Source organism: Microbacterium sp. APC 3901, assembly GCF_030407765.1.
In the GTDB taxonomy this organism is placed as follows: Bacteria; Actinomycetota; Actinomycetes; order Actinomycetales; family Microbacteriaceae; genus Microbacterium.
The window spans coordinates 287,035-308,834 of record NZ_JASDCU010000001.1 but is presented as its reverse complement, the minus strand read 5'-3'; the positions used below and the strand labels follow the sequence as shown (position 1 = coordinate 308,834).

Genomic DNA, 21,800 nt, shown 5'->3' with positions numbered 1-21,800 from the left:
GTCAGCTCCGCCTGCGGCGGGGCAGCGCAGCCGCGACGGATGCCACGGCGACGACGACCATCCCGATGATCTGCCAGGGCGCCGGGCCTGCGGCGGCCGGCCAGATCAGGTCGATGATGACCGAGGTCGCCAGCTGACCCAGGACCGATCCGAGTCCCATCAGCAGCACCCCGGTGTGCGCGACGATGAAGGTGCCGAGCAGGATGTACGCGGCACCGAGCAATCCGCCCAGGTACAGCCACGGCTCTGTCGGCGGCGCGTCGGGCACACCCCGCACCGCGATGCTGACGCCGGCGGCGACCAGCAGGGCGACGGTCCCGGCTGCGAAGCTCATGAACGTGGCTGCGAAGGGCGAGCGCACCCGTTGCGACAGACGCCCGTTGGTCGCAGCCTGCCAGGCGATGCCGACGCCTGCCGCGAACGGCAGGAGGAGCATCCAGAGCGGCGCCGTGCTCAGGACGTCTCCGCTCAGCGAGATGCCGACCGCGGCGAGCGCGAGCGCTCCGCCCATCACGCGCCCCGGCGTGATCGCGACAACTCCGGCCGGACCGAACCCGATGCGGTCGAGCACGAGCCCGTGCAGGGTCTGTCCTGCGACGACTCCGACCGTGAACAGCGAGACGCCGAGCACCCCAGCCGTGATGCCCTGGGTCGAGACGGTGAGTGCGCCGCAGGCGCCGCCGAGCAGCATCCAGAACGGGATCGACCGATCACGGATGCCGCTGAGCAGACGTCCGAGCCCTCGACGCGCCGAGGGAATGCAGGCGATCACCACCGCGAGCGCAGCGAGGCCCACCGAGAAGGAGATGAGGCCGGCCACGATGCCGTCGTCGACCTCGACGCCCAGCACGCCGTTGATGCGCGCCTGGATCGCGGTCATGACGCCGATCGCCACTGCTCCGCCGAGCGCGAGGGGCGGAGACAGTCGACGGGCCTGGGACACCTGTCGACCCTAACCGAGCGCCGACCGCCCTCCGCCCCGCGCACGATGTCGGTGGCCGGGCGTACTCTGACGGCATGTGCGCGAGTTACGGACTTGACCCCCGGTTCACCGACACCGAACTCCTGGCCGCCGCCGATGAGGCTGTGCTCGAAGGCCTCCGCGGCTGGGCCGAGCAGAACGCGCGCGAGACCGTACGCCCGACAGGCAGGAACCTGCGCAACCTCAATCCGATCGTGGTGCAGCCCGAGGCCGAGCCCGTGCTCGAACCCGCCTGGTGGGGGTTCCTCATCGGTGGAGAGCCCTCGAAGTTCCCGTCGATCAACACCCGCTCCGAGCGCCTGCAGGAGCGCCCCGGCGGATTGAAGACCCGAGCTCTCGTGCCGGCGACGAGTTGGTACGAGATGAAGAAGCCCGAGCGCGTCTGGCACGAGTTCACCGTCGACGACGGCGCGCTCTTCGGAATGGCGGCTGTCATCCAGCGCGGGCGCACGTCCGATGGCGAGTCCTTCACCTGCTACTCGATCGTGATGCGCCCCGCTCCCCCGCATCTCGCAGGCATCCATGATCGGATGCCGCTGCTGATCCCCGCGGCGCTGAGCGAAGACTGGCTGACCGCCGAGCCCACCAAGGAGATCCTCGACGAGGCACTGCTCGCGGCCGCCGGGATCGACGAGCGCGTTCAGGCTGCGCCCCGCGCAGACGACAAGGGCGCGGATCGGCTGTTCTGAGCATGGACTCGACACAGTTGGGCGCTGCCGCCACTGCGCGCGCGGAAGAGCTTCCCGGGGCCGAGCGAGACAACCCGTTCGGCCCCGAATGGGACGTCTACAAGGTGCGAGGGCGTGTCTTCCTCCTGATCCCCCTCGACGGCACAGGGCGTGTGACACTCAAGTCCCACCCCGACGAATCCGTCGCGTTGCGCGAGACGTTCGCCGACATCGTGCCGGGTTACCACATGAACAAGAAGCACTGGATCACCCTGATGCCGGGGTCATCGCTCGAAGAGGATCTCGTGATCGAACTCGTCACCGAGTCGTACCGACTGGTGGTCGAGAAGCTTCCCCGAGCTCAGCGGCCGGTCGACCCGGATCTGTTCGGTCGCGCTGCCGTCTGAGGCGATCTGACCACGGCATCCGTCGAGAGGATGACCCCTGATGCTCGGGGAACGGTACCCAGGGGGGACGCGAGGGCGATGCGCCGGTCGATAGCGTCGTAGACATGATCACAGCAGAAGGCCTCACGAAGAGATTCGGAGACAAGACAGCCGTCCAGGACGTGTCGTTCACGGTGCAGCCGGGCACGGTCACGGGGTTCCTCGGGCCGAACGGCGCGGGCAAGTCCACCACGATGCGGATGATCGTCGGCCTCGACCGACCGACCTCGGGCATCGCGACCGTCGGCGGGCGGGAGTACCGCAAGCTCCGAGCCCCGCTCACCGAGGTCGGAGTACTGCTCGACGCCAAGGCCGTGCACACCGGTCGCACTGCGCGCAATCACCTGCGTGCGATGGCGGCGACCCACGGCATCCCCGCATCGCGGGTCGACGAGGTCATCGATCTGGCCGGCATCGGTCCCGTCGCCCGTAAGCGCGCGGGCAAATTCTCCCTCGGCATGGGGCAGCGGCTCGGCATCGCCTCCGCCCTGCTCGGAGATCCGCACACACTGATCCTCGACGAGCCGGTCAACGGACTCGACCCCGAGGGCGTGCGCTGGGTGCGGCAGTTCGTCCGTCATGCCGCATCCGAAGGACGCACCGTGCTGCTCTCCAGCCACCTGATGAGCGAGATGGCGCAGACCGCCGATCACGTCATCGTGATGGGCCGGGGCAAGGTGCTCGCCGATGCTCCGCTCGAGGAGCTCGTGCGTGCCTGGACCACCAACACCGTGCGTGTTCGCACGCCCCGAGCCGCCGACCTGGCTGCCGCGGTGGGCGGTCCGTCGGTCGAGATCGTGAGCTCGGCTCCCGATCTGATCGACATCGTGGGCCTGCCCGCGTCGCGCATCGGCGATCTCGCCGCAGAGCGCGGCATTCCTCTGCACGAACTGACCCCGACGACCGGATCGCTCGAAGACGCGTATCTCGCCCTCACCGGCGACTCGGTCGAGTACCGCACCAAGGAGATCTCATGACCGTCCAGGCTCCTCCCCTCCGCCGTCAACAGGTCGACACCGGCCACCGTCTCTCGTTCGTCCGGGCGGTGCGCGGCGAGTGGATCAAGCTCGCCACGCTCCGATCGACCTGGTGGTCGATCGGCATCGCGGCGATCCTCACGATCGGCATCGCCGTGCTCATCGCCCAGGCGATCGACATGCCGGGGTTCGAACCCATCCAGGCCGTCGTGATGCCGATCCAGTTCACGATGCTGCTCGCCGGCATCCTCGGCGCGATCTCGGTGACGGGCGAGTACTCGACCGGCATGATCCGTTCGACGCTGGCGGCCAACCCGAAGCGCGGATCCGTGCTGGGTGCCAAAGCCGTCGTGGTCGGTCTGTTCATGTTCGTGTCGTCGCTGCTCATCTTCGCGGCGGCGGCTGTGGCGGTCTCCGCGGTCGTCGCCTCGCGTGATCAGGGCATCGACTGGGGCGACCCCTCGGCGTCGATCCTGCCCATCGTGGTGTCGTCGCTCGCGATGGCCGTGTTCGCCCTGATCGGGGTGGCGTTCGGTTTCGTCCTGCGCTCGGGCGCCGGAGCGATCGCCGCCACCGTCGGCCTGTTGTTCGTGCTGCCGATCGTTGCGAGCTTCTTCGCGGTCGCCGGCGAGGCCTGGGCCTGGGTCATGGACGCCGCGAACTACCTCCCGGTCGCCGCAGCCCAGAGTGCGATCCTCCCTGAGGGCGCTGCCCTCGAGGGGCCGGCCGCATATCTCACACTCGCCGGCTGGGTCGCCGCGGGCATGCTCGCAGCCTGGGCCGTGCTCCGCACGCGTGATGCGTGACGCGAGATCGCCAGATGATGAACCCGCGTAGAGTCGCCCGGTGACCCGCACGCTCAGCCGCAGCACCTCAGTCCGCGAGGACGAGGGGCTGCGGCTGCCGCGTCCCCCGGGCGTCCTGCGTCGCTTCTGGGCGCGGCATCCGGTGTTCGCCGATGTCCTGATCGCACTCGTGTGTCTGCTCCTCTCGCTCGTCCCGGCCGGTGCCATCACCCGGGATCTTCCGATGCCTCTCGCCGTCGGCGTCGCGATCCTGGTCCCCGCCGCCGTGGTCACCACCTGCGCGACTCTGCTCTGGCGGCGCAGGCGCCCGCTGGTGTCATTCGTGTCAGCGTTCACCCTCGAAGCAGTCTTCCTCTTCGCCCTGCAGCCGATCGGCGCGCCGGTGCTGCTGGTGAGCTGCTACTCGCTCGCGGTCTACCGTTCGTCGCGAGCCGCGTGGACCGGCTTCGGCATCGCGCTCGGTTCGCTCGCCGCGCTCGGCGGCCTGCTCATGCTCACCGGCGTCATCACTCTGCAGATCGCTGCGAACGCGGTCATCATGTCGCTCGTCCTCGGGCTGATCGGCACTCTCATCGGTGTGAACGTGGGCGGGCGCAAGCGCTACCTCGACGCCGTGATCGACCGCTCCCGTCAGCTGCTCGTCGAACGCGATCAGCAGGCGCAGCTGGCCGCAGCGAGCGAGCGCGCCCGCATCGCTCGTGAGATGCACGACATCGTCTCGCATTCGCTCACCGTGATCGTCGCCCTGTCCGAGGGCGCGGCGGCGACACCGGACCGAGAGCAGGCACGATCAGCGGCATCCTCCGCAGCGGAGACGGCTCGCAGCGCGCTCACCGAGATGCGTGCGATGCTCGGCGTCCTCAGAGCCGACGATTCGCCGCTGCCCCTCGCGCCCCTCGAGCCGACGCCCCCTCAGGAGACGGTCGCTGCGGCGCAGCGAGCCGGCTTTCCGGTGTCGCTCTCGGTCGCCGGAGCCGCCTCGCTCTCCCCCGCGCTGGCGCACTCGGTCGGGCGCATCGTGCAGGAGGGCGTCACGAACGCCATGAGGCATGCACGCGCGGCGACGTCCATCGAGGTGCGGCTCGTGCACGCAGCGGATGCGGTGACGATCGAGATCGTGAACGACGGCGTCGTCGGCTCTGTCGGCTCATCCGGGTTCGGCCTGCGCGGTCTCGCCGAGCGGGCCGCGCACTCGGGAGGGACGATCACCTCTCGACCCGTCGACGGCGGGCGCTGGGTGCTGCGCGCCGAGCTTCCCACGACGCCACCCGCAGTGACAGACAGCGAGCCGGAGGAACGACCATGACCGAGCCGATCAGACTGCTCCTCGTCGACGACCAGGCCCTCATCCGTGTGGGATTCCGGATGGTGCTCGACGCCGAGCCCGACATGGTCGTGGTCGGGGAAGCCGCAGACGGGCATGACGCGATCGCCCGAGCGACCGAGCTGCGTCCCGACCTGGTGCTGATGGACATCCGGATGCCGGGGCTCGACGGGATCGCCGCGACCGAGGCCATCGTCCGCCGGCACCCGCAGACCCGCGTGCTGGTGTTGACGACCTTCGATCTCGACGAGTACGCCTTCGGTGCGATCCGCGCCGGGGCGAGCGGATTCCTGCTGAAGGACGCCCAGCGCCACGAGATGATCGCGGCGATCCGCGCCATCCACAGGGGTGACGCCGCGCTCTCGCCGCGGATCACGCGGATGCTGCTCGAGCATGTGACGCCGACGCTCGGTACGACGCCCGCCCCACCGCAGGCCTCTGCGATCGACGACGTGACGGCGCAGCTCACCGACCGCGAGCACGACGTCTTCGTCGAGATCGCTCGCGGGCTCACGAACGCCGAGATCGCCCAGACGCTGTTCGTCAGCGAATCGACCGTGAAGACGCACGTCGGCAGGATCCTCTCGAAGCTCGGATCCCGCGACCGCATCCACCTGGTGATCCTCGCGCACCGGTGGGGTCTGGTGGACGACGACGCTCTGCCCTCCGGCTCCTAGATCAGGGCGGAGGGCAGAACGAGGAGTCTCAGGCCTTCGCCGGGGTCCACTCCGAGACGCGGTTCAGAGCGTCGACCTCGTCGGAGGCCAGCTCGAGACGCCCGCCGGCGAGGAGGTCGGGAACCTGCTCGACCGTGCGGGCACTCGCGATGGGCGCGGCGACCGTCGGCTGAGCGCGCAGCCAGGCCAGCGAGGTCGCGGCGATCGAGGCGCCGTGCGCGTCGCCGATCTCCTCGAGGGTGTCGATGATCCGCAGCCCCGCCTCGGTCGCGTACTTGGCCGCGCCGGACGCACGCGGAGACGTCTGCCCCCCGACGTCGACCGAGCGATACTTGCCGGTGAGGAATCCGCTTGCCAGCGAGTAGTAGGGCACGAGACTGAGGCCGAACTCCTCGGCCACCGGGATGATCGTCTGCTCGACGTCGTTGCGGTGCACGAGGTTGTAGTGCGGCTGCACCGCGACCGGAAGATCGACGCCGGTGCGGCGGGCGATCTCGACCCACTCACGGATGCGCTCTGCGGTGTAGTTGGACACGGCGACGTGCCGAACCAGGCCGTCGGCGACCAGCTGCGCGAACGCGCCCACCGTCTCTTCGAGAGGCACGCTCTCGTCGTCGTAGTGCGCGTAGTAGAGGTCGATCGTGTCGACGCCGAGGCGACCGAGCGAGGCCTCAGCGGCCTTGCGTACGTTCGAGGCCGAGAGCCCCGTGAACTCCGGGTGCTGGCTCACCTTGGTCGCGACGACGACGCCCTCCGGCTTGCGAGATGCCAGCCACTCCCCGATGATCCTCTCGCTCACGCCGCCGGGGTTGCCCGGCACCCAGGCGCTGTACACGTCGGCTGTGTCGATGAAGTCGCCACCGCCGTCGACGAACGCGTCGAGCACGGCGAACGATGCATCGCGGTCGGCTGTCCAGCCGAACACGTTGCCGCCGAGCGAGAGGGGGAAGACGTCAAGATCACTGTGTCCGATACGAGTCATACTCGGGACAACCCGTGACCCCTGCGGACTATTTCGTGGGACGCGGCGTGTCGCTCGGCCACCTCACCGAGACACGGAGAAGGCCCGCATCCCGGGTGTCTCCACGGGGACGCGGGCCTTCGCGAGTGGTGCCGACTACAGGACTTGAACCTGCAACCCCCGTATTACAAGTACGGTGCGCTACCAATTGCGCCAAGTCGGCGGATGCCTCCCAGCTTAGCGATGGGCGGCGGGCGACGACGAACTACGACGCGGGTGTCTCCGAGGGGGCCGGCTCCGTGGTCTCGGTGGGCGCCGGCGTCGGGGTCTCCGTGGCGTAGTAGGCGTCGCTGGCGACGGTGAGCACGAACTGCGAGAACTCACTCGGGTCGTCGAGCGCGCCGACGTACGCCTCGCCGTTCACCACGATCATGGGAGCGGCGGTGAGCACGAGATCATCCGACCCGACGAGCGGGCCCTCGAGTGCGCGTGAGGTGGCCTCCTTCGCCCACGTGACGTAGTCCTGGTTCTCGATGCACGACCGGACGCTCTTCACGTTGTCGGAGCCGACGGCGCCGGCGATCGCGGCGAGATCCTCGTCGGAGAAGCCGTCGGTGTTCACCTCCGGCTGGTCGTCGAGCAGGTCGTGGTTGAAGGCGTAGAACTGCGCGGGTGAATGCGTGGCGACACAGGCCGCGGCCGCAGCCGAGCGGAGAGAGTACTTGGTGCCGTTCGAGCTCGCAGTGAGCAGCGCGACGGGGTGGTAGGTGACGGTCGCCGCACCTTCGGAGATCCAGTTGACGAGCTGGCGAGCGTTCGCACGCTCGAACTCTCCGGCATCCGGCGACAGGTAGTCGACGTAGATGTGGATGTCGACCGTGCTCGACGTGGTGGGCTCGGGAGTCGGTGTGGCCTCGCCACCCGCCTCGGTCTCCTCCGGGCTCGGGGGCGCGACGGTCTCGTCGGACATCGCCGACGCATTGACATCCGAGACGAGGATGCCGTCGTCGTCCATCCCGCCCGGCGTGAGCTGGGGCTTCGACACCTGCGCGGAGACGGCGAGCGTGATGGCGGTTCCGATGGCACCGACGGCGACGACGGCGATCGCGCCGAGGATGATCCGTCGCATCACGCGCGCCCTCGACTGCTGGGCGTGCACCTTCTGGGCCTTCTCCCGCACAGCCTCTCGCGTATTGCGAGTGCTGGGGACGTTCGGCGTCTCGTCGCTCGACATCGTTCCTCTAGACAGTCTCAGGGGGGCAGGGTGGCCCCGGACGCCACTCGGGCGGCGAACGCCGCGAAAGGCGGCCGAGATCGATGTTAACCAGCCAGGCTGAGAAATACCCAGATGGACGGGCTTCTGCCATACTGATTCCGACCCGATGAGGGGTCACGGTGGATCACTCCGCCGCTCTATCACTACGGATCGTCCGGCACGTACCTGCCGGTGAAGGAGAAACACAATGGCATCTGTGACTTTCGACGAGGCCACCCGCCTCTACCCCGGCGGAACCCGCCCGGCTGTCGACAAGCTCAACCTCGAGGTCGCCGACGGCGAATTCCTCGTCCTCGTCGGCCCGTCCGGCTGCGGAAAGTCCACCTCGCTTCGCATGCTCGCCGGCCTCGAAGAGGTCAACGCCGGCCGCATCCTCATCGGTGACCGCGACGTCACCGATGTGCCGCCGAAGGACCGCGACATCGCGATGGTGTTCCAGAACTACGCGCTGTACCCGCACATGACGGTCGCCGAGAACATGGGCTTCGCGCTCAAGATCGCCGGCGTCGGCAAGGAAGAGCGCGCGACCCGCGTCCTCGAGGCCGCCAAGCTGCTCGATCTCGAGGAGTACCTGACCCGCAAGCCGAAGGCCCTCTCGGGTGGTCAGCGTCAGCGAGTCGCGATGGGCCGTGCGATCGTCCGTCAGCCCCAGGTCTTCCTCATGGACGAGCCGCTGTCGAACCTCGACGCCAAGCTCCGTGTCCAGACCCGCACGCAGATCGCGTCGCTGCAGCGTCGTCTCGGCGTCACCACGGTCTACGTCACGCACGACCAGACCGAGGCACTCACCATGGGCGACCGCATCGCCGTGCTCAAGGACGGCCTGCTCCAGCAGGTCGGCTCGCCGCGCGACCTGTACGAGAAGCCCGAGAACGTGTTCGTCGCCGGCTTCATCGGCTCCCCCGCCATGAACCTCTTCAGCGCAGACCTGGCTGAGGGCGGCGTGCGCTTCGGGACCGAGATCGTCCCGCTCGACCGCGACACCGTCGGACGCGCCAACGGCTCGCAGGTCACGGTGGGCGTGCGCCCCGAGGACATCACCGTCGGCCCCGCCGACGGCAAGGGCCTCTCGGTCGTCGTCGACCTCGTCGAGGAGCTCGGCGCCGACGGCTACCTCTACGGACACACCGACATCAACGGCAAGCGCGCCGACCTGGTCGCACGTGTCGACGGCCGCAGCCACCCGAACGCCGGCGAGACCGTCACGCTGGCTGCGAACGCAGGCCACGTGCACGCGTTCGACATCGAGTCGGGCGTGCGCCTGAACGACAAGCCGATCGTCTCCGCCTGATCGGATCCACAGACGCGGCGCGGGCAGACTTCGGTCGCCCGCGCCGCTTCTTCTTTTCCACCGCCACCGACTGGAGAGACATGCAGGATGCACTGCGGATCACCGCGAGCTCGATCGATCCGGGGCTTCTCGCGCTCCCCTGGTCGACACCGCTCGCCAAGTGGCCCTCCGAGCTGATCGTGTCGCTCCCGAAGGGTCTCTCGCGGCACCTGGTGCGGTTCGCAGATCTGTCAGGCAAGGTCGTCGCCGTCAAGGAGACCACCGATGAGATGGCGAAGCGCGAGTACGAGATGCTCGGCAACCTCGCCAGACTCGACGTGCCCTGCGTCGACCGCGTCGCAGTGATCGCCGGGCGCTCGGATGCCGACGGCGAGCCGCTCGCTGCGGCCCTCGTCACCTCGCACCTGCGGTTCTCCATGCCGTACCGTGCGCTCTTCACCCGTGTGCTGCGCCCCGACACTGCCACGCGTCTCGTCGACGCCCTGGCCGTGCTGCTCGTTCGCCTGCACAACGTCGGCTTCTATTGGGGCGACGTGTCACTGTCGAACACCCTCTTCCGCCGCGACGCAGGGGCCTACGCGGCCTATCTCGTGGATGCCGAGACCGGTGAGCTGCACGAGGAGGGCCTGACAGACGGCCAGCGCGCCTACGACCTCGATCTCGCCCGCACCAACATCGCCGGCGAGATCATGGATCTCGCCGCCGGTGGACGGCTGGAGCACGGCGTGGATGCAGTTGCCATCGCCGACGGCATCGTCTCGTCGTACCGCTCGCTGTGGGCTGAGCTGACGGCCCAGGAGTCCTTCGCCTCCGCCGAGACCTGGCGCATCACCGAGCGAGTCGAGCGTCTCAACGCACTCGGCTTCGACATCGACGAGATGTCGATGTCGACCACATCAGACGGCACGGTCGTCGAGATCCAGCCCAAGGTGGTGGATGCCGGACACCATCAGCGCCGCCTCATCCGCCTCACCGGACTCGATGTCGAAGAGAACCAGGCTCGCCGGCTGCTCAACGATCTCGATGAGTTCCGCGCTCGCTCGACGAAGCAGTGGGCTGACGAGGAGATGTACGCGCACGAGTGGCTCACCCGCGTGTTCGAGCCCGTCGTACGCGCGATCCCGTGGGAGCTGCGCGCCAAGCTCGAACCCGCCGAGGTCTTCCACCAGGTGCTCGAGCACCGGTGGTACCTGTCACAGGCGCAGGGCCGTTCGGTGCCGCTCGCCGAGGTGCTGACGAGCTACATCAACGAGGTGCTGCGACACCGCCGTGACGAGGCGACCATCATGGGGCCGCCCACCGAGACCATGAGCCTTCCCGTCATCACCGGCACGCATCCGGTCGCCGACGATGACGATGAGGTCGACTGGCGCGACCTGGTCTGACCTCGCTCCTGCGCCCCGGGCGAGGAGACGCGGTCTCAGTACCCGACGGTGAAGCGCTCGCGGTGGTGGTTGCCCTGTTCGATCTCATCGACCACGGCGACCGCGAAGTCGGCACCCGAGATGTACGACTTGCCGTCGGCATCGCGCACGATCACATCGCCGCCATCGCGGTAGTGTCCGGTGCGCTCTCCCTCGGCCCAGGGCCCGAAGACCTCAGCCGGGTGCACGAAGAACCAGTCGAGCGAGTCGTCGGTCTTCTCCAGCAGCGCGAGGGAGTCGATGCCGACCTGCGCCTCGTGCTTGTACTCCTCGGGGAATCCCTGATCGAACAGGCGGGGTCCCCCGGGTGCGACGAGGCTCCCACCGGCACCGCCGACCACGCCGATGCGGGTCTGCGTGCCGCTCAGCACATCGATGAGGCCGCTGAGGGCATCGATCACGGAGTTCTCCATGTCACCGCGGGGCGACAGCGATGACACGACCGCGTCGGCTCCGTCGAAGACGTCACCGAGGGTCGCGAGGTCCAGGACAGAGCCCTGCACGTCCTTCGCACCCGGCACAGGATTCGACGGCGTCGACCGCGACACCGAGACGACCTCGTGCCCGCGGCTCACCGCCTCCGAGACGATGTGGCGGCCGGCGTAGCCGGTTCCTCCGAGCACGACGATGCGAGCCATGAGCTGCTCCTCTACTTCTTCGCGTTGCGGGTGGTCGACACCTGGTACAGCGCGACCGAGGTCGCGATGCCGGCGTTGAGCGATTCGGTCACGGCCGAGATCGGGATCGACACGATCTGATCACAGGTCTCGGCGACCAGACGGGACAGCCCCTTGCCTTCCGACCCGGTGACGATCACGACGGGGCGGTCGGCCAGCTCCAGCTCGGGTAGCAGCACGTCGCCGTCGCCGTCGAGGCCGAGCACGAACACACCCTGCTTCTTGAACTCCTTGAGCTGCGTGGTGAGGTTCGTCGCGAGTGCGACGGGAACGCGAGCGGCCGCGCCGGCGCTGGTCTTCCACGCCGCGGAGTTCACGCCCGCCGAGCGGCGCTGCGGCAGGATGATGCCGTGCCCGCCGAAGGCTCCGGTCGAGCGGATGATCGCGCCGAGGTTGCGGGGGTCGGTGATGCCGTCGAGTGCGACGAACAGCGGCACCTCGCCCTTGGCGATGACAGCCTCGAGCAGGTCCTGCGGGTGGGCGTACTCGTACGGCGGCACCTTGACCGCGACGCCCTGGTGCACTCCGTCATACCCGGCCATGCGGTCGAGCTCCTGACGCGTGACCTCGAGCACCGGGATGCCACGGTTGGTGGCCAACGACAGCATCTCCTTCACGCGGTCGTCCATCTCGACGCGCTGCGCGATGTAGAACGCCGACGCGGGGATCTTCGCGCGCAGGGCCTCGAGCACCGAGTTGCGGCCGGTGACGACCTCGACCTCGGTGGTGTTGTCCTTGGCGCGCGCAGAGCGGTTCGGGTTGCCACCGGCCGTCTGACGCTGTCCCTGCCCGGGCTTGCCCTTCCCGCCCGACGCCGCGTAGCGCTCTGCTGCAGCCTTGCGCTTACCGGCGGGGTGCCAGGCGCGATCCTCCGCCTTCGGGGTCGGTCCGCGGCCCTCGAGCGACTTGCGTCCGAGTCCGCCGGTGCCCTTGGTGGGGCCCTTCTTCTTGCCGTTGCTTGCGCCGGGGCGCTGTGGCTTAGCCATCGATACTCCAATGAGTTCCGGCCGGAGAATCCTCCAGCGTGATTCCTGCGGCGGCGATCGCATCACGGATGCGATCGGCCGCCGCCCAGTCCTTGTCAGCGCGCGCCTGCGCACGCTGGGTGATCATCGTCTGGACGAGTGCGTCCAGAGCGGATGCCTGTGCGTCGCCGCCCGATGCCGCTCGGGTGACATCGAGTCCGAGCACGTCGAGCATCGCGCGCACTTCGTGCCACGCCGCCATCGCGCTCTCGCTGTCACCCGCGTCGAGCGCCGCGTTGCCTGCGCGCACGGTCTCGTGCACGACTCCGAGCGCCTGCGGTATGCCGAGGTCGTCGTCCATCGCCGCCACGAAGGGGACGGGAAGCGGTGTCTTCTCGGCCCAGCCGAAGGTCTTCGGCAGCACGCGCAATGCACGCTCGATGAAGGTGCGGATGCGCCCGAGCGCCGCCTCGGCCTCGGTCCACGACGACTCGGAGAGGTCGAGACTCGAACGGTAGTGCGCCGCGGCGAGGGCGTAGCGGACCACGAGCGGGTCGTGCTCGGCGAGCACCTCACGTGCGAGCGTGAAGTTGCCGAGCGACTTCGACATCTTCTGCCCGCCCACCGTCACGAGGCCGTTGTGCACCCAGTACCGTGCGAAGCCGTCTCCGGCAGCGGTCGACTGGGCGAGCTCGTTCTCATGATGCGGGAAGCGCAGGTCGAGGCCACCGCCGTGGATGTCGAATTCGGCACCGAGGTAGCGCTTCGACATGGCGGAGCACTCGATATGCCAACCCGGACGGCCTGCACCCCAGGGCGACTGCCAGGTGGCATCCGCCTGCTCGTCGGGCTTGGCACCCTTCCAGAGCGCGAAGTCCTGCGGGTTGCGCTTGCCCCGGGGGTCGGCGTCCTCCGCCGCCTCCATCGCGTCGACCGACTGGTTCGTCAGCGATCCGTAATCGGCCCATGAGCGCACGTCGAAGTAGACGTCTCCCGAGCCGTCGGGCGCAGGGTAGGCGTGCCCGCGTTCGAGGAGCGTCTGGATCATCTCCTGCATCTGCGGAACGCAGGCGGTCGCGCGCGGCTCGTAGGTCGGCGCCAGGATCCCGATGCCGGCGTACGCCGCGGTGAACTCCTGCTCCATGCGGTAGGCCAGCGCCCACCACGGCTCGGCATCGGTCGCGTTGGCCAGCACCTTGTCGTCGATGTCCGTGACGTTGCGCACGAAGGTGACTCTGCCGTATCGGTGGGTCAGCCAGCGGCGCAGCAGATCGAAGCTCAGCGCCGCGCGGACGTGCCCGATGTGAGGGCCGGACTGCACGGTGGGTCCGCAGACATACATCGTGATGTTCTCGGGGTCGAGAGGCACGAAGTCGCGCAGCTGCTGTGCACGGGTGTCGTAGAGGCGGAGAGTCACCGAACAAGCTTACCGGGCCGTCGAATCCGAAGACTGGGTGCGTCAGCTGCCCCGTCCGCCGGCGCCCTGTCGTCCCGATCTGCGGAGGCCGTCACGATCAGCGGAGCGGATGGGGCGCATGCTCCGCGGATCGGGGCGCTGCCCGCAGATCGGTCCCGAGCCGTTCAGTCGACGGGGAGAACCTGCCCCGTCTGCACCCCGAGCACGCTCTTGGCGAAGGCCTGGCCGACCCGGTGCGACGACACGGGCACGAAGCCGGGGAACGACGAGTGATACGCCGGGGCGTCCTCGAGCACCGAGGGGCTCACCGCGTTGATGCGGATGCCTCGCGGCAGCTCGGTCGCCGCTGCGAGCACGAACGATTCGACCGCACCGTTGGCGAAGGAGGCGGCCGCTCCGGTCGCGATCGGCTCACGGGCCAGGATGCCCGAGGTCAGCGTGATCGACCCGCCGTCGCGTACATACGGCGTGCCGATGCGGACGACGTCGAGCTGCGAGAGCACCTTGCCGCGGAACGCCGACTCGTAGTCGCCTCGGCCCAGTTCGCCCAGCGGTCGGAACGGGACCTCGCCGACGGCCACGATCACCGCGTCGACCTGCCCCACCGACGCGAAGAGCCGCTCGATCGACGTCGGGTCGGTGACGTCGACCGACAGCTCGCCGCTGCGCGAGGCGGCGATGATCTCATGGCCTCCCAGCGCGTCGACGGCGGTGCGCCCGACCTGTCCGGTGGCTCCGATGACGAGGATCCTCATGCTGTCTCCCTCTCTGCGTGCTCGATGGGTGCGATGACCGCACGACGCTGTTCGACAACGAACCTCAGCGCCTGGGCATTCCCCTGCTTCACTCCCCGCCGCGTCAGCGCGGGTGCACCATGGCGATCGCGGTCACCGCGATCCCCTCACCGCGCCCGGTGAACCCGAGGCCGTCGGTGGTCGTCGCGGTGACCGACACGGGTGCCCCGCCGAGGGCCGCCGAAAGCGCCTGCTCTGCGTCGGCTCGGCGACCGCTGAAGCGTGGACGGTTGCCCTGGAACTGCGCCGAGACATTGCCGATCACGAAACCCGCCTCGGCGAGCAGCTCGCGGGTGCGGGCGAGGAAGACCTCGGCGTGCGCGCCGGCGAACTCGGGGTGCGCGGTTCCGAAGTGCTCTCCGATGTCGCCGAGCCCCGCGGCTCCGAGCAGTGCGTCGACGATCGCGTGGGCGACCACGTCGCCGTCCGAGTGCCCCGAGAGCGCGGGCTCGCCCGGCCATTCGAGACCGGCGAGCCAGAGGCTGCCCTCTCCCCCGAACGCGTGCACGTCCGTGCCGATGCCGACGCGAGGGCCCTGCCATGCCGCAGGGGGCGCGACCGGCGACGCGTCGACGTCCGCGAGCAGATGCCTGGCGCGTTCGAGGTCGGCCGGTGTGGTGATCTTGAATCCGCGAGGCGAGCCGGCGATGTGTCGCACGAGATGCCCGGCGGCGGCGAACAGCGCCGCGTCGTCGGTGTACTCGATGCCGGAGGCCGTCGCCTCACCGTATGCAGCCTCGAGCAGCGCACGGGGGAACCCCTGAGGGGTCTGCGCGGCGGCGAGTTCGGAGCGATCGACCGGTGCGATGACCGCATCCCCGTCGACCCGCTTGAGCGTGTCCACGACCGGGAGCGTCGGGATCACGCCGCTCTCGTCGCCGATGGCCCCTGCCACCGCATCGATGACCTCGGGGGGCGTCAGCGCGCGTGCCGCGTCGTGCACGAGCACTCGTGTGACGTCGCCCCAGAGCGCGTCGAGACCGGCGGCGACGGACTCCTGCCGCGTGCGGCCGCCCGTCACGACCCTCCCGAGATCCGCGCGATCCCCGGCGGACGCGCGGAGCTCCGTCTCGGCGTCACCCTCATAGCCCGCCGGCGCGACGACGATCACCTGAGCGGGATCAGCGGCGAAGACGCCGTCGAGCGCATGGCGCAGGATCGAATGCGTGTCGATGCCGACGAACGCCTTGGGCGCTCCGGCATCGAGTCGGGTGCCGGAACCGGCGGCGACGACGATGATCGCGGTGTCAGGAACGGGAAGCATGCTCACCAGGTTCACGTTACCGGCGCACACGAAAAAAGGCGGATGCCGAAGCATCCGCCTACTCTCGATCCGCTCAGGACGCGAGGACCTCGTCGAGCAGTGCGCTCGCCTTGTCCTCGTCGGTCTTCTCAGCGAGCGCGAGCTCGGAGATGAGGATCTGACGCGCCTTGGCCAGCATCCGCTTCTCACCCGCAGACAGCCCGCGATCCTGGTCCCGACGCCACAGGTCGCGCACGACCTCGCTCACCTTGATGACGTCGCCCGAGGCGAGCTTCTCGAGGTTCGCCTTGTAACGACGCGACCAGTTGGTCGGCTCTTCGGTGAACGGCGCGCGAAGCACCTCGAACACTGCGTCGAGGCCCTCTCGGCCGATGACATCGCGGACCCCGACGAGATCGACGTTCTCAGCGGGCACCTCGATGATGAGGTCCCCCTGGGTGACGTTGAGCTTCAGGTATTTCTTCGCCTCACCCTTGATGATGCGCTCCTTGACCTCGATGATGGTCGCAGCGCCATGGTGCGGATAGACGACAGTTTCGCCAACCTCAAAAAGCATAAAAACTTGTCCTTTCGGCAACCTCAAGGATACCACAGGGAGAATGCGCTAAGGTTCGCGCCCCCACGTCCTCGGGCGGCACCCCGCATGCGCATAGAATGGGATGCGGATATCCCGTCGGACCTCAGGAGGACCCGTGAAATCGCGCCTTGTTGCGTCTGCCGCCATCAGCGCCCTCGTTCTTCTCGGCGCGACGGGCTGCACGTTCATCTCGCCGCAGTCGACGCAGATCGAGTACTCCGCCTCCGACGGCGTGAACGTCTCGGACTCGGACGGCCCGCTCGACGTGCGCAACGCGTTCGTCGTCGCGAACGAAGACGGCTCCGTCGGCAACTTCATCGCCGCCGTCGTGAACCCGACCACCGAGAAGGCGACTCTCACGATGACGGTCGCCGGCATCGACGATCCCTTCACGGTCTCGGTTCCCGCGGGCAAGACCGTCAGCTTCGGCACCGAGGGCGAAGAGCCCCTGCGCATCGACGGCCTCGACACGATGCCCGGCGCCACGGTCGAGATCCACTTCCAGTCGGGAGACGGCGCCGGCACCAAGACCGAGGTGCCCGTACTCGACGGCTCGCTGCCCTACTACGCCGACCTGGTTCCCGAGGCCGAGACCGCGAAGTCGACTCCCACGCCTGAGCCGGTCCCGTCCGACACTGCCGCCCCCGCTCCCTCGGAGTGATCCGGCGCGCACGCTGAAGAAGAGGCCGTCACCCCCTGGGTGACGGCCTCTTCCGTATGGCGCTCCGGACGCTCTCGCGTTCAGCCCTCGAAGCGGTAGCCGAGGCCGCGGACGGTCACGAGCATCACGGGCTCGCCCGGGTTCTCCTCGATCCGGGAGCGGATGCGCTTGATGTGCACGTCGAGCGTCTTGGTGTCGCCGAAGTAGTCGCTGCCCCACACCCGGTCGATGAGCTGTCCGCGCGTGAGGACGCGACCCGAGTTGCGCATGAGCACTTCGAGGAGCTCGAACTCTTTCAGCGGCATGTTGATCTGCTGACCGGCGACCGAGACCGTGTGGCGGTCGATGTCGAGTGATACACGGCCGCCGTCGAGCACCCGTTCGTCGAGCTCGCTGTCGGCCTGCACCACTCGGCGCAGCACAGCGCGCATCCGAGCCAGCAGCTCGCGCGACGAGTACGGCTTGGTGACGTAGTCGTCAGCGCCGAGTTCGAGCCCGACGACGATGTCCACCTCCGAGTCCTTGGCCGTGACCATGATGATCGGCACGGCGGAGGTCGAGCGGATCTGCCGGCACACTTCGGTGCCCGGCATCCCCGGCAGCATCAGATCGAGGAGCACGACGTCCGCGCCCCGTTCGCGGAAGGCGGTCAGCGCTCCCGGGCCGTCCTCGGCGATCTCGACCTCGTACCCCTCTCTGCGCAGCAGGTAGGCGAGCGGGTCGGCGAGATCGGGCTCGTCTTCGACCAGAAGGATGCGGGTCATGCGTTCTCTCCGTTTCGGACGCGAGCCGCGGCCTTCGCCGCCTTGCGCTCGCGCTTCTTCTTGTTCTTCTTGTCCCTGTCGATGCTCGGGGGAGCATCGATCGTGGGAAGCCTGATGGTGAAGGTCGAGCCTCGTCCGGGGCGCGACCACAGTCGCACCTCGCCGCCGTGGCGCTGTGTGGCGTGCTTGACGATCGAGAGCCCGAGACCGGTTCCGCCGGTGCGGCGGGACCTCGCCTCGTCTGCGCGGTAGAAGCGCTCGAAGATCCGCTCTCGGTCCGCCTCCGCGATGCCGATGCCCTGGTCGGACACGGCGACTTCGACGACCCCGTCGTCGGCCTTCACCCCGATTCCGACGCGGGATCCCTTCGGGGAGTAGACGATCGCGTTGGCGATGAGATTGCCGAAGGCTTCGATCAAGATCTGCGAGTCACCGCGCACCCAGACTCCCCGGTCACCGCCACGAGCCAGCTCGACCCCGGCGGAGTCGGCCTGCACGACATGCGCCTCGAGGGCGGTCGCCAGAACCTCGTCGATCGAGACGGGCCGCACGTCCGACAGCGCATCGTCGGTCTGAAGTCTCGACAGACTCATGATGCGGCCGGTCAGCTGCCCGAGACGAGTGGCCTCGGCCGAGATCCTGGAGGCGAAATGGCGCACCTGCGCGGGGTCGTCCGCTGCGGACTCGATGGCCTCGGCCAGCAGCGTGACCGCTCCGACGGGGGTCTTGAGCTCGTGGCTGGTGTTGGCCACGAAATCGCGGCGCATCTGGTCGAGACGCTCCTGCTCCGTGACATCGCGGATGATCAGCAGAGTCATGCGAGGGCTGATCGCGCTCGCACGAGCCGACACCAGTCGCGGGTCGAGGCTGAGCCCGCCGCGGGTGATGCGCAGAGACTCGGTCGCCGAGCTCCCCTCATTGCGCCCTCCCCGCACGAGCTGACGCAGCTCCGGATTCTCGAGCGGTGCACCCACCTCGATGCCGAATCGTGTGGCCGCCTTCGAGACGGCGAGCACGAGGCCCGATGAGTCGACCACGCAGGCTGCGTCGTCCATGCTGCCCAACACCGCGGTGACGCCGGCCGGAACGGCGAGTGACGTCTCATCGGCGACTCGGGCCCTGGCGCGGTACGCCCAGGCGACGAGGAGCGAGAGGCCGATGCCGATCACGAGGCCGACGGCCAACGCGAGCAGCGCGATCTGCGGCAAGGTCATAACCCCAGCGTAGAGTGCGTTCACCGCCGGATCGGCGGGTTCTCCTGCGCTGGCGACAACGCGAGAAGTACTATTCACGTGCTGGGCACCGTTCGTTAACCTTCGAAGCAGACAATCGCTTTCGGGCCTGTGCGGGAGCGCGGACCTCTCCTCCCGCGCGGACGACCCAGCCGTCTCGCGCTGTCACCACAGTCGAGACCCGAATGAAAGGTTGCGCCCACATGCGCGAAGTCTTCCACCAGTCCCTCGAGGACCTGCAGTCCCGTCTCGTGGAGATCGCCGACCTCGTCACGGTCTCGATCGACAAGGCGACGCGTGCGTTCGCCACCAGCGACGTCGAGCTCGCCGAAGAGGTCATCGCCGACGACGCGAAGATCGACGAGCTGGCAGTCAAGCTCGACGAGCAGGCCATCGAGATCCTCGCCCGTCAGCAGCCCGTGGCTCGCGATCTGCGCATCGTGGTGATCGCGCTGCGCGTCAGCGCGTCGCTCGAGCGCATGGGCGACATGTCCGAGCACATCGCCCAGCTCGCCCGCCTCCGCTTCCCCGAGCGCGCGATCCCGAAGGGCCTCAAGGGCACGTTCACCAAGATGGGCGAGCTCGACGTCGAGATCTCGCGCACGCTCGCCGAACTGCTGCGCACCCAGGATCTGCGTCTCGCCGACACGATCCGCAACACCGACGACGACATCGACGAGCTGCACGCCAGCGTGTTCGAGAAGGTGCTCAGTGACAACTGGAAGGGCGAGGCGACCGCGACGGTCGACGCCACGCTCGCCAGCCGCTACCACGAGCGCTTCGCCGACCATGCGGTCGCCGTCGCCAAGAAGGTCGTGTACCTCGCGACCGGTGACTGGCGCGTCGAAGAAGAGGACATCCCCCTCGCAGCCGAGCAGCAGCGCGAGTTCGGCCACGCCTGAGGCGTCACGAGAGATACGAAGGGGGCGGATGCTGACAGCATCCGCCCCCTTCGTCGTGTTCTGTTACTTCTTGCCCTGCGCGGCCACGGCTGCGGCTCCGGCGGCGGCGGCCTCGGGGTCGAGGTAGCGGCCGGGTCCGGTGGGGACGTTGTTCTCGTCGAGCTCGTAGACCAGCGGGATGCCGGTGGGGATGTTCAGCTCGGCGATGTCGTCGTCGCTGATGCCCTCGAGGTGCTTCACGAGGCCGCGCAGCGAGTTGCCGTGGGCGGTGACGAGAACCGTCTTGCCGGCCTCGAGGTCGGGCACGATCGCGTCGTTCCAGTACGGCAGCAGGCGGTCGATGACGAGCTTGAGCGACTCGGTGCGGGGCACCTCGCCGTCGATGTCGGCGTAGCGGACGTCGCCCACCTGGCTGAACTCGCTCTCGTCGTCGAGCAGGGGCGGTGGCACGTCGAACGAGCGACGCCACAGCTGGAACTGCTCGGGGCCGAACTCCTCGAGGGTCTGCGCCTTGTCCTTGCCCTGCAGAGCGCCGTAGTGGCGCTCGTTGAGGCGCCACGAGCGCGTGACGGGGATCCACAGGCGGTCGGCCGCGTCCAGTGCGATGTTCGCGGTCTGGATCGCACGGCTGAGCAGCGACGTGTGCAGGACATCGGGGAGGATGCCGGCCTCTGCCAGCAGCTCGCCGCCGCGCTGGGCCTCCTTCTTGCCCTGCTCGTTCAGGCGGACGTCCACCCAGCCGGTGAAGAGGTTCAGTTCGTTCCACTCGCTCCGGCCGTGACGGAGCAGGATCAGGGTGCGCTTCGAAGTCATGACGTCAGTTTATCGGCGCAGCTCGACGCGTCCACGCCTGTGCCCTGCGAGGATTGACGCATGGCGTCATCTCCTCTCGGCCGGCCGACCCGCGGCACCACCGGGACGAACCGACTGCGCCGCAACGATCGATGGATCGCCGCGAGCCCCGCTTTCCTCCGAGCCCGGGATCCCCTGGCCATCGACCTCGGCTATGGAGCCAGCGGCGTGACGGCGTTCGAGCTCGCGACCCGGCTGCAGCGCGTGCGCGCGGATGCGGAGGTGCGCGGCCTCGAGATCGACCCGGAGAGGGTGGCCACTGCGAACCGCCAGCTGGTCGAAGTGCAGGCTGCGCGCACCCCCTTCTCCCCCGATCTCCGGGTGTCGTTCGCCCGCGGCGGGTTCGAGGTGCCGCTGCCGGAGGGACGCCGACCGGCGGTGATCCGGGCGATGAACGTGCTGCGGCAGTACGACGAGGGCGATGTCGCGAGCGCCTGGCGCACCATGGCGACTCGGCTGTCTCCTGACGGGCTGCTCGTCGAGGGCACCTGCGACGAGATCGGACGCGTGTCGAGCTGGATCGATGTGGACTCGACGGGAGCGCCGCAACGGTTCACGATCTCGCTCCGCCTCGCCGACCTCGAGCATCCGAGCATCGTCGCGGAGCGGCTGCCGAAGGCGCTCATCCACCGCAATGTTCCCGGCGAACGTGTGCACGCGCTGCTCGTCGGCCTCGACCGCGAGTGGAGCCGAGCGGCGCCGCTGTCGACCTTCGGAGCGACCCAGCGATTCCTCGCCGCCGTCACCGCTCTGCGTGATCAGGGGTGGCCAGTGCGGGGCGGCAAAGCCCGGTGGCGCCTGGGTGAGCTCACGCTCCCCTGGGATGCCGTGGCTCCGCTCCCCTGACGTGCGCCTCGCGGCAC

23 protein-coding genes and 1 tRNA gene are annotated in these 21,800 nt (G+C 68.7%); 11 read left to right on the top strand and 13 right to left on the bottom strand.

The genetic code is table 11. From position 1 onward, the window contains the following. Position 1: 1 nt before the first annotated feature. Complete coding sequence (locus QMA07_RS01515) at positions 2 to 943, bottom strand: DMT family transporter (RefSeq protein WP_290159431.1); 942 nt, start codon at positions 941 to 943, stop codon at positions 2 to 4. 74 nt (positions 944 to 1,017) lie between these two features. Between QMA07_RS01515 and QMA07_RS01510 the strand changes: the two genes are divergently transcribed. The 6 genes from QMA07_RS01510 (at position 1,018) to QMA07_RS01485 (ending at position 5,880) form a co-directional block, all read left to right on the top strand. After that, a complete protein-coding gene (locus QMA07_RS01510) occupies positions 1,018 to 1,671 on the top strand; it encodes an SOS response-associated peptidase family protein (protein WP_290159430.1) in 654 nt (217 codons plus the stop codon). Between the two features lie 2 nt (positions 1,672 to 1,673). Then, positions 1,674 to 2,057: an MmcQ/YjbR family DNA-binding protein gene (locus tag QMA07_RS01505; protein ID WP_290159428.1), complete on the top strand. Its 384-nt coding sequence runs from the start codon at positions 1,674 to 1,676 to the stop codon at positions 2,055 to 2,057. A 104-nt stretch (positions 2,058 to 2,161) separates the two neighbouring features. Continuing rightward, entirely contained in the window at positions 2,162 to 3,073 is a 912-nt protein-coding gene (locus tag QMA07_RS01500) for an ATP-binding cassette domain-containing protein (RefSeq protein WP_042539792.1), read from the top strand. Beyond that, the gene (locus QMA07_RS01495) at positions 3,070 to 3,879 is read left to right on the top strand and encodes an ABC transporter permease (RefSeq protein WP_290159425.1); all 810 of its coding nucleotides are present in this window, start codon (positions 3,070 to 3,072) and stop codon (positions 3,877 to 3,879) included. The genes QMA07_RS01500 and QMA07_RS01495 overlap by 4 nt, the downstream gene beginning before the upstream one ends. A 40-nt stretch (positions 3,880 to 3,919) precedes the next feature. Further along, a complete protein-coding gene (locus QMA07_RS01490; RefSeq protein WP_290159424.1) occupies positions 3,920 to 5,185 on the top strand; it encodes a histidine kinase in 1,266 nt (421 codons plus the stop codon). Next, the gene (locus tag QMA07_RS01485; protein ID WP_290159423.1) at positions 5,182 to 5,880 is read left to right on the top strand and encodes a response regulator transcription factor; all 699 of its coding nucleotides are present in this window, start codon (positions 5,182 to 5,184) and stop codon (positions 5,878 to 5,880) included. Before QMA07_RS01490 ends, QMA07_RS01485 begins: the two co-directional genes overlap by 4 nt. A gap of 28 nt (positions 5,881 to 5,908) precedes the next feature. On the opposite strand, the gene QMA07_RS01480 is transcribed toward QMA07_RS01485, so the two are convergent. From QMA07_RS01480 to QMA07_RS01470, 3 genes are all read right to left on the bottom strand, one after another. Beyond that, entirely contained in the window at positions 5,909 to 6,862 is a 954-nt protein-coding gene (locus QMA07_RS01480; RefSeq protein WP_290159421.1) for an aldo/keto reductase, read from the bottom strand. A 126-nt stretch (positions 6,863 to 6,988) separates the two neighbouring features. Continuing rightward, positions 6,989 to 7,064, bottom strand: a tRNA-Thr gene (locus tag QMA07_RS01475). Between the two features lie 42 nt (positions 7,065 to 7,106). Then, entirely contained in the window at positions 7,107 to 8,075 is a 969-nt protein-coding gene (locus QMA07_RS01470; RefSeq protein ID WP_290159419.1) for a thioredoxin domain-containing protein, read from the bottom strand. 229 nt (positions 8,076 to 8,304) lie between these two features. Between QMA07_RS01470 and ugpC the strand changes: the two genes are divergently transcribed. Both ugpC and QMA07_RS01460 read left to right on the top strand, forming a co-directional pair. Beyond that, positions 8,305 to 9,408 carry a sn-glycerol-3-phosphate ABC transporter ATP-binding protein UgpC gene (ugpC, locus tag QMA07_RS01465; protein WP_290159417.1) on the top strand — a complete coding sequence of 368 codons (1,104 nt, stop codon included), beginning with the start codon at positions 8,305 to 8,307 and terminating at the stop codon, positions 9,406 to 9,408. A gap of 80 nt (positions 9,409 to 9,488) precedes the next feature. Further along, a complete protein-coding gene (locus tag QMA07_RS01460) occupies positions 9,489 to 10,793 on the top strand; it encodes a DUF4032 domain-containing protein (protein ID WP_290159415.1) in 1,305 nt (434 codons plus the stop codon). 35 nt (positions 10,794 to 10,828) lie between these two features. Here the strand turns inward: QMA07_RS01460 and QMA07_RS01455 are convergent, their stop codons facing one another. The 6 genes from QMA07_RS01455 to QMA07_RS01430 all read right to left on the bottom strand — a co-directional run bounded on the left by QMA07_RS01455 (position 10,829) and on the right by QMA07_RS01430 (position 16,505). After that, on the bottom strand, positions 10,829 to 11,470 hold the full coding sequence (locus tag QMA07_RS01455) for an NAD(P)H-binding protein (RefSeq protein ID WP_290159414.1): 642 nt from the start codon (positions 11,468 to 11,470) through the stop codon (positions 10,829 to 10,831). 11 nt (positions 11,471 to 11,481) lie between these two features. Next, a complete protein-coding gene (gene rlmB, locus QMA07_RS01450) occupies positions 11,482 to 12,495 on the bottom strand; it encodes a 23S rRNA (guanosine(2251)-2'-O)-methyltransferase RlmB (protein WP_290159413.1) in 1,014 nt (337 codons plus the stop codon). Continuing rightward, entirely contained in the window at positions 12,488 to 13,891 is a 1,404-nt protein-coding gene (gene cysS, locus QMA07_RS01445) for a cysteine--tRNA ligase (protein ID WP_290159411.1), read from the bottom strand. Before cysS ends, rlmB begins: the two co-directional genes overlap by 8 nt. 164 nt (positions 13,892 to 14,055) lie before the next feature. Further along, positions 14,056 to 14,646 carry a short chain dehydrogenase gene (locus tag QMA07_RS01440; protein WP_290159409.1) on the bottom strand — a complete coding sequence of 197 codons (591 nt, stop codon included), beginning with the start codon at positions 14,644 to 14,646 and terminating at the stop codon, positions 14,056 to 14,058. Between the two features lie 103 nt (positions 14,647 to 14,749). Then, complete coding sequence (gene ispD, locus QMA07_RS01435; protein ID WP_290159407.1) at positions 14,750 to 15,955, bottom strand: 2-C-methyl-D-erythritol 4-phosphate cytidylyltransferase; 1,206 nt, start codon at positions 15,953 to 15,955, stop codon at positions 14,750 to 14,752. A 67-nt stretch (positions 15,956 to 16,022) separates the two neighbouring features. Further along, the gene (locus tag QMA07_RS01430; protein ID WP_042539766.1) at positions 16,023 to 16,505 is read right to left on the bottom strand and encodes a CarD family transcriptional regulator; all 483 of its coding nucleotides are present in this window, start codon (positions 16,503 to 16,505) and stop codon (positions 16,023 to 16,025) included. A gap of 136 nt (positions 16,506 to 16,641) precedes the next feature. Between QMA07_RS01430 and QMA07_RS01425 the strand changes: the two genes are divergently transcribed. Then, entirely contained in the window at positions 16,642 to 17,187 is a 546-nt protein-coding gene (locus QMA07_RS01425) for a DNA modification methylase (RefSeq protein ID WP_290159404.1), read from the top strand. An 80-nt stretch (positions 17,188 to 17,267) separates the two neighbouring features. On the opposite strand, the gene QMA07_RS01420 is transcribed toward QMA07_RS01425, so the two are convergent. Next, positions 17,268 to 17,951 (bottom strand): response regulator transcription factor, encoded by a 684-nt coding sequence (locus QMA07_RS01420; protein WP_060926595.1) that lies wholly within the window; start codon positions 17,949 to 17,951, stop codon positions 17,268 to 17,270. Continuing rightward, a complete protein-coding gene (locus tag QMA07_RS01415) occupies positions 17,948 to 19,165 on the bottom strand; it encodes an ATP-binding protein (RefSeq protein ID WP_290159403.1) in 1,218 nt (405 codons plus the stop codon). The genes QMA07_RS01420 and QMA07_RS01415 overlap by 4 nt, the downstream gene beginning before the upstream one ends. Positions 19,166 to 19,386: 221 nt before the next feature. Here QMA07_RS01415 and phoU point away from each other — a divergent pair, with 221 nt between their 5' ends. Next, on the top strand, positions 19,387 to 20,085 hold the full coding sequence (gene phoU, locus QMA07_RS01410; RefSeq protein ID WP_290159401.1) for a phosphate signaling complex protein PhoU: 699 nt from the start codon (positions 19,387 to 19,389) through the stop codon (positions 20,083 to 20,085). 63 nt (positions 20,086 to 20,148) lie between these two features. On the opposite strand, the gene QMA07_RS01405 is transcribed toward phoU, so the two are convergent. Beyond that, entirely contained in the window at positions 20,149 to 20,898 is a 750-nt protein-coding gene (locus QMA07_RS01405) for a phosphoglyceromutase (RefSeq protein ID WP_042539756.1), read from the bottom strand. Between the two features lie 60 nt (positions 20,899 to 20,958). Between QMA07_RS01405 and QMA07_RS01400 the strand changes: the two genes are divergently transcribed. Then, positions 20,959 to 21,783, top strand: coding sequence for a class I SAM-dependent methyltransferase (locus QMA07_RS01400; protein WP_290159400.1), 825 nt, complete (start codon positions 20,959 to 20,961; stop codon positions 21,781 to 21,783). Positions 21,784 to 21,800: the final 17 nt, after the last annotated feature.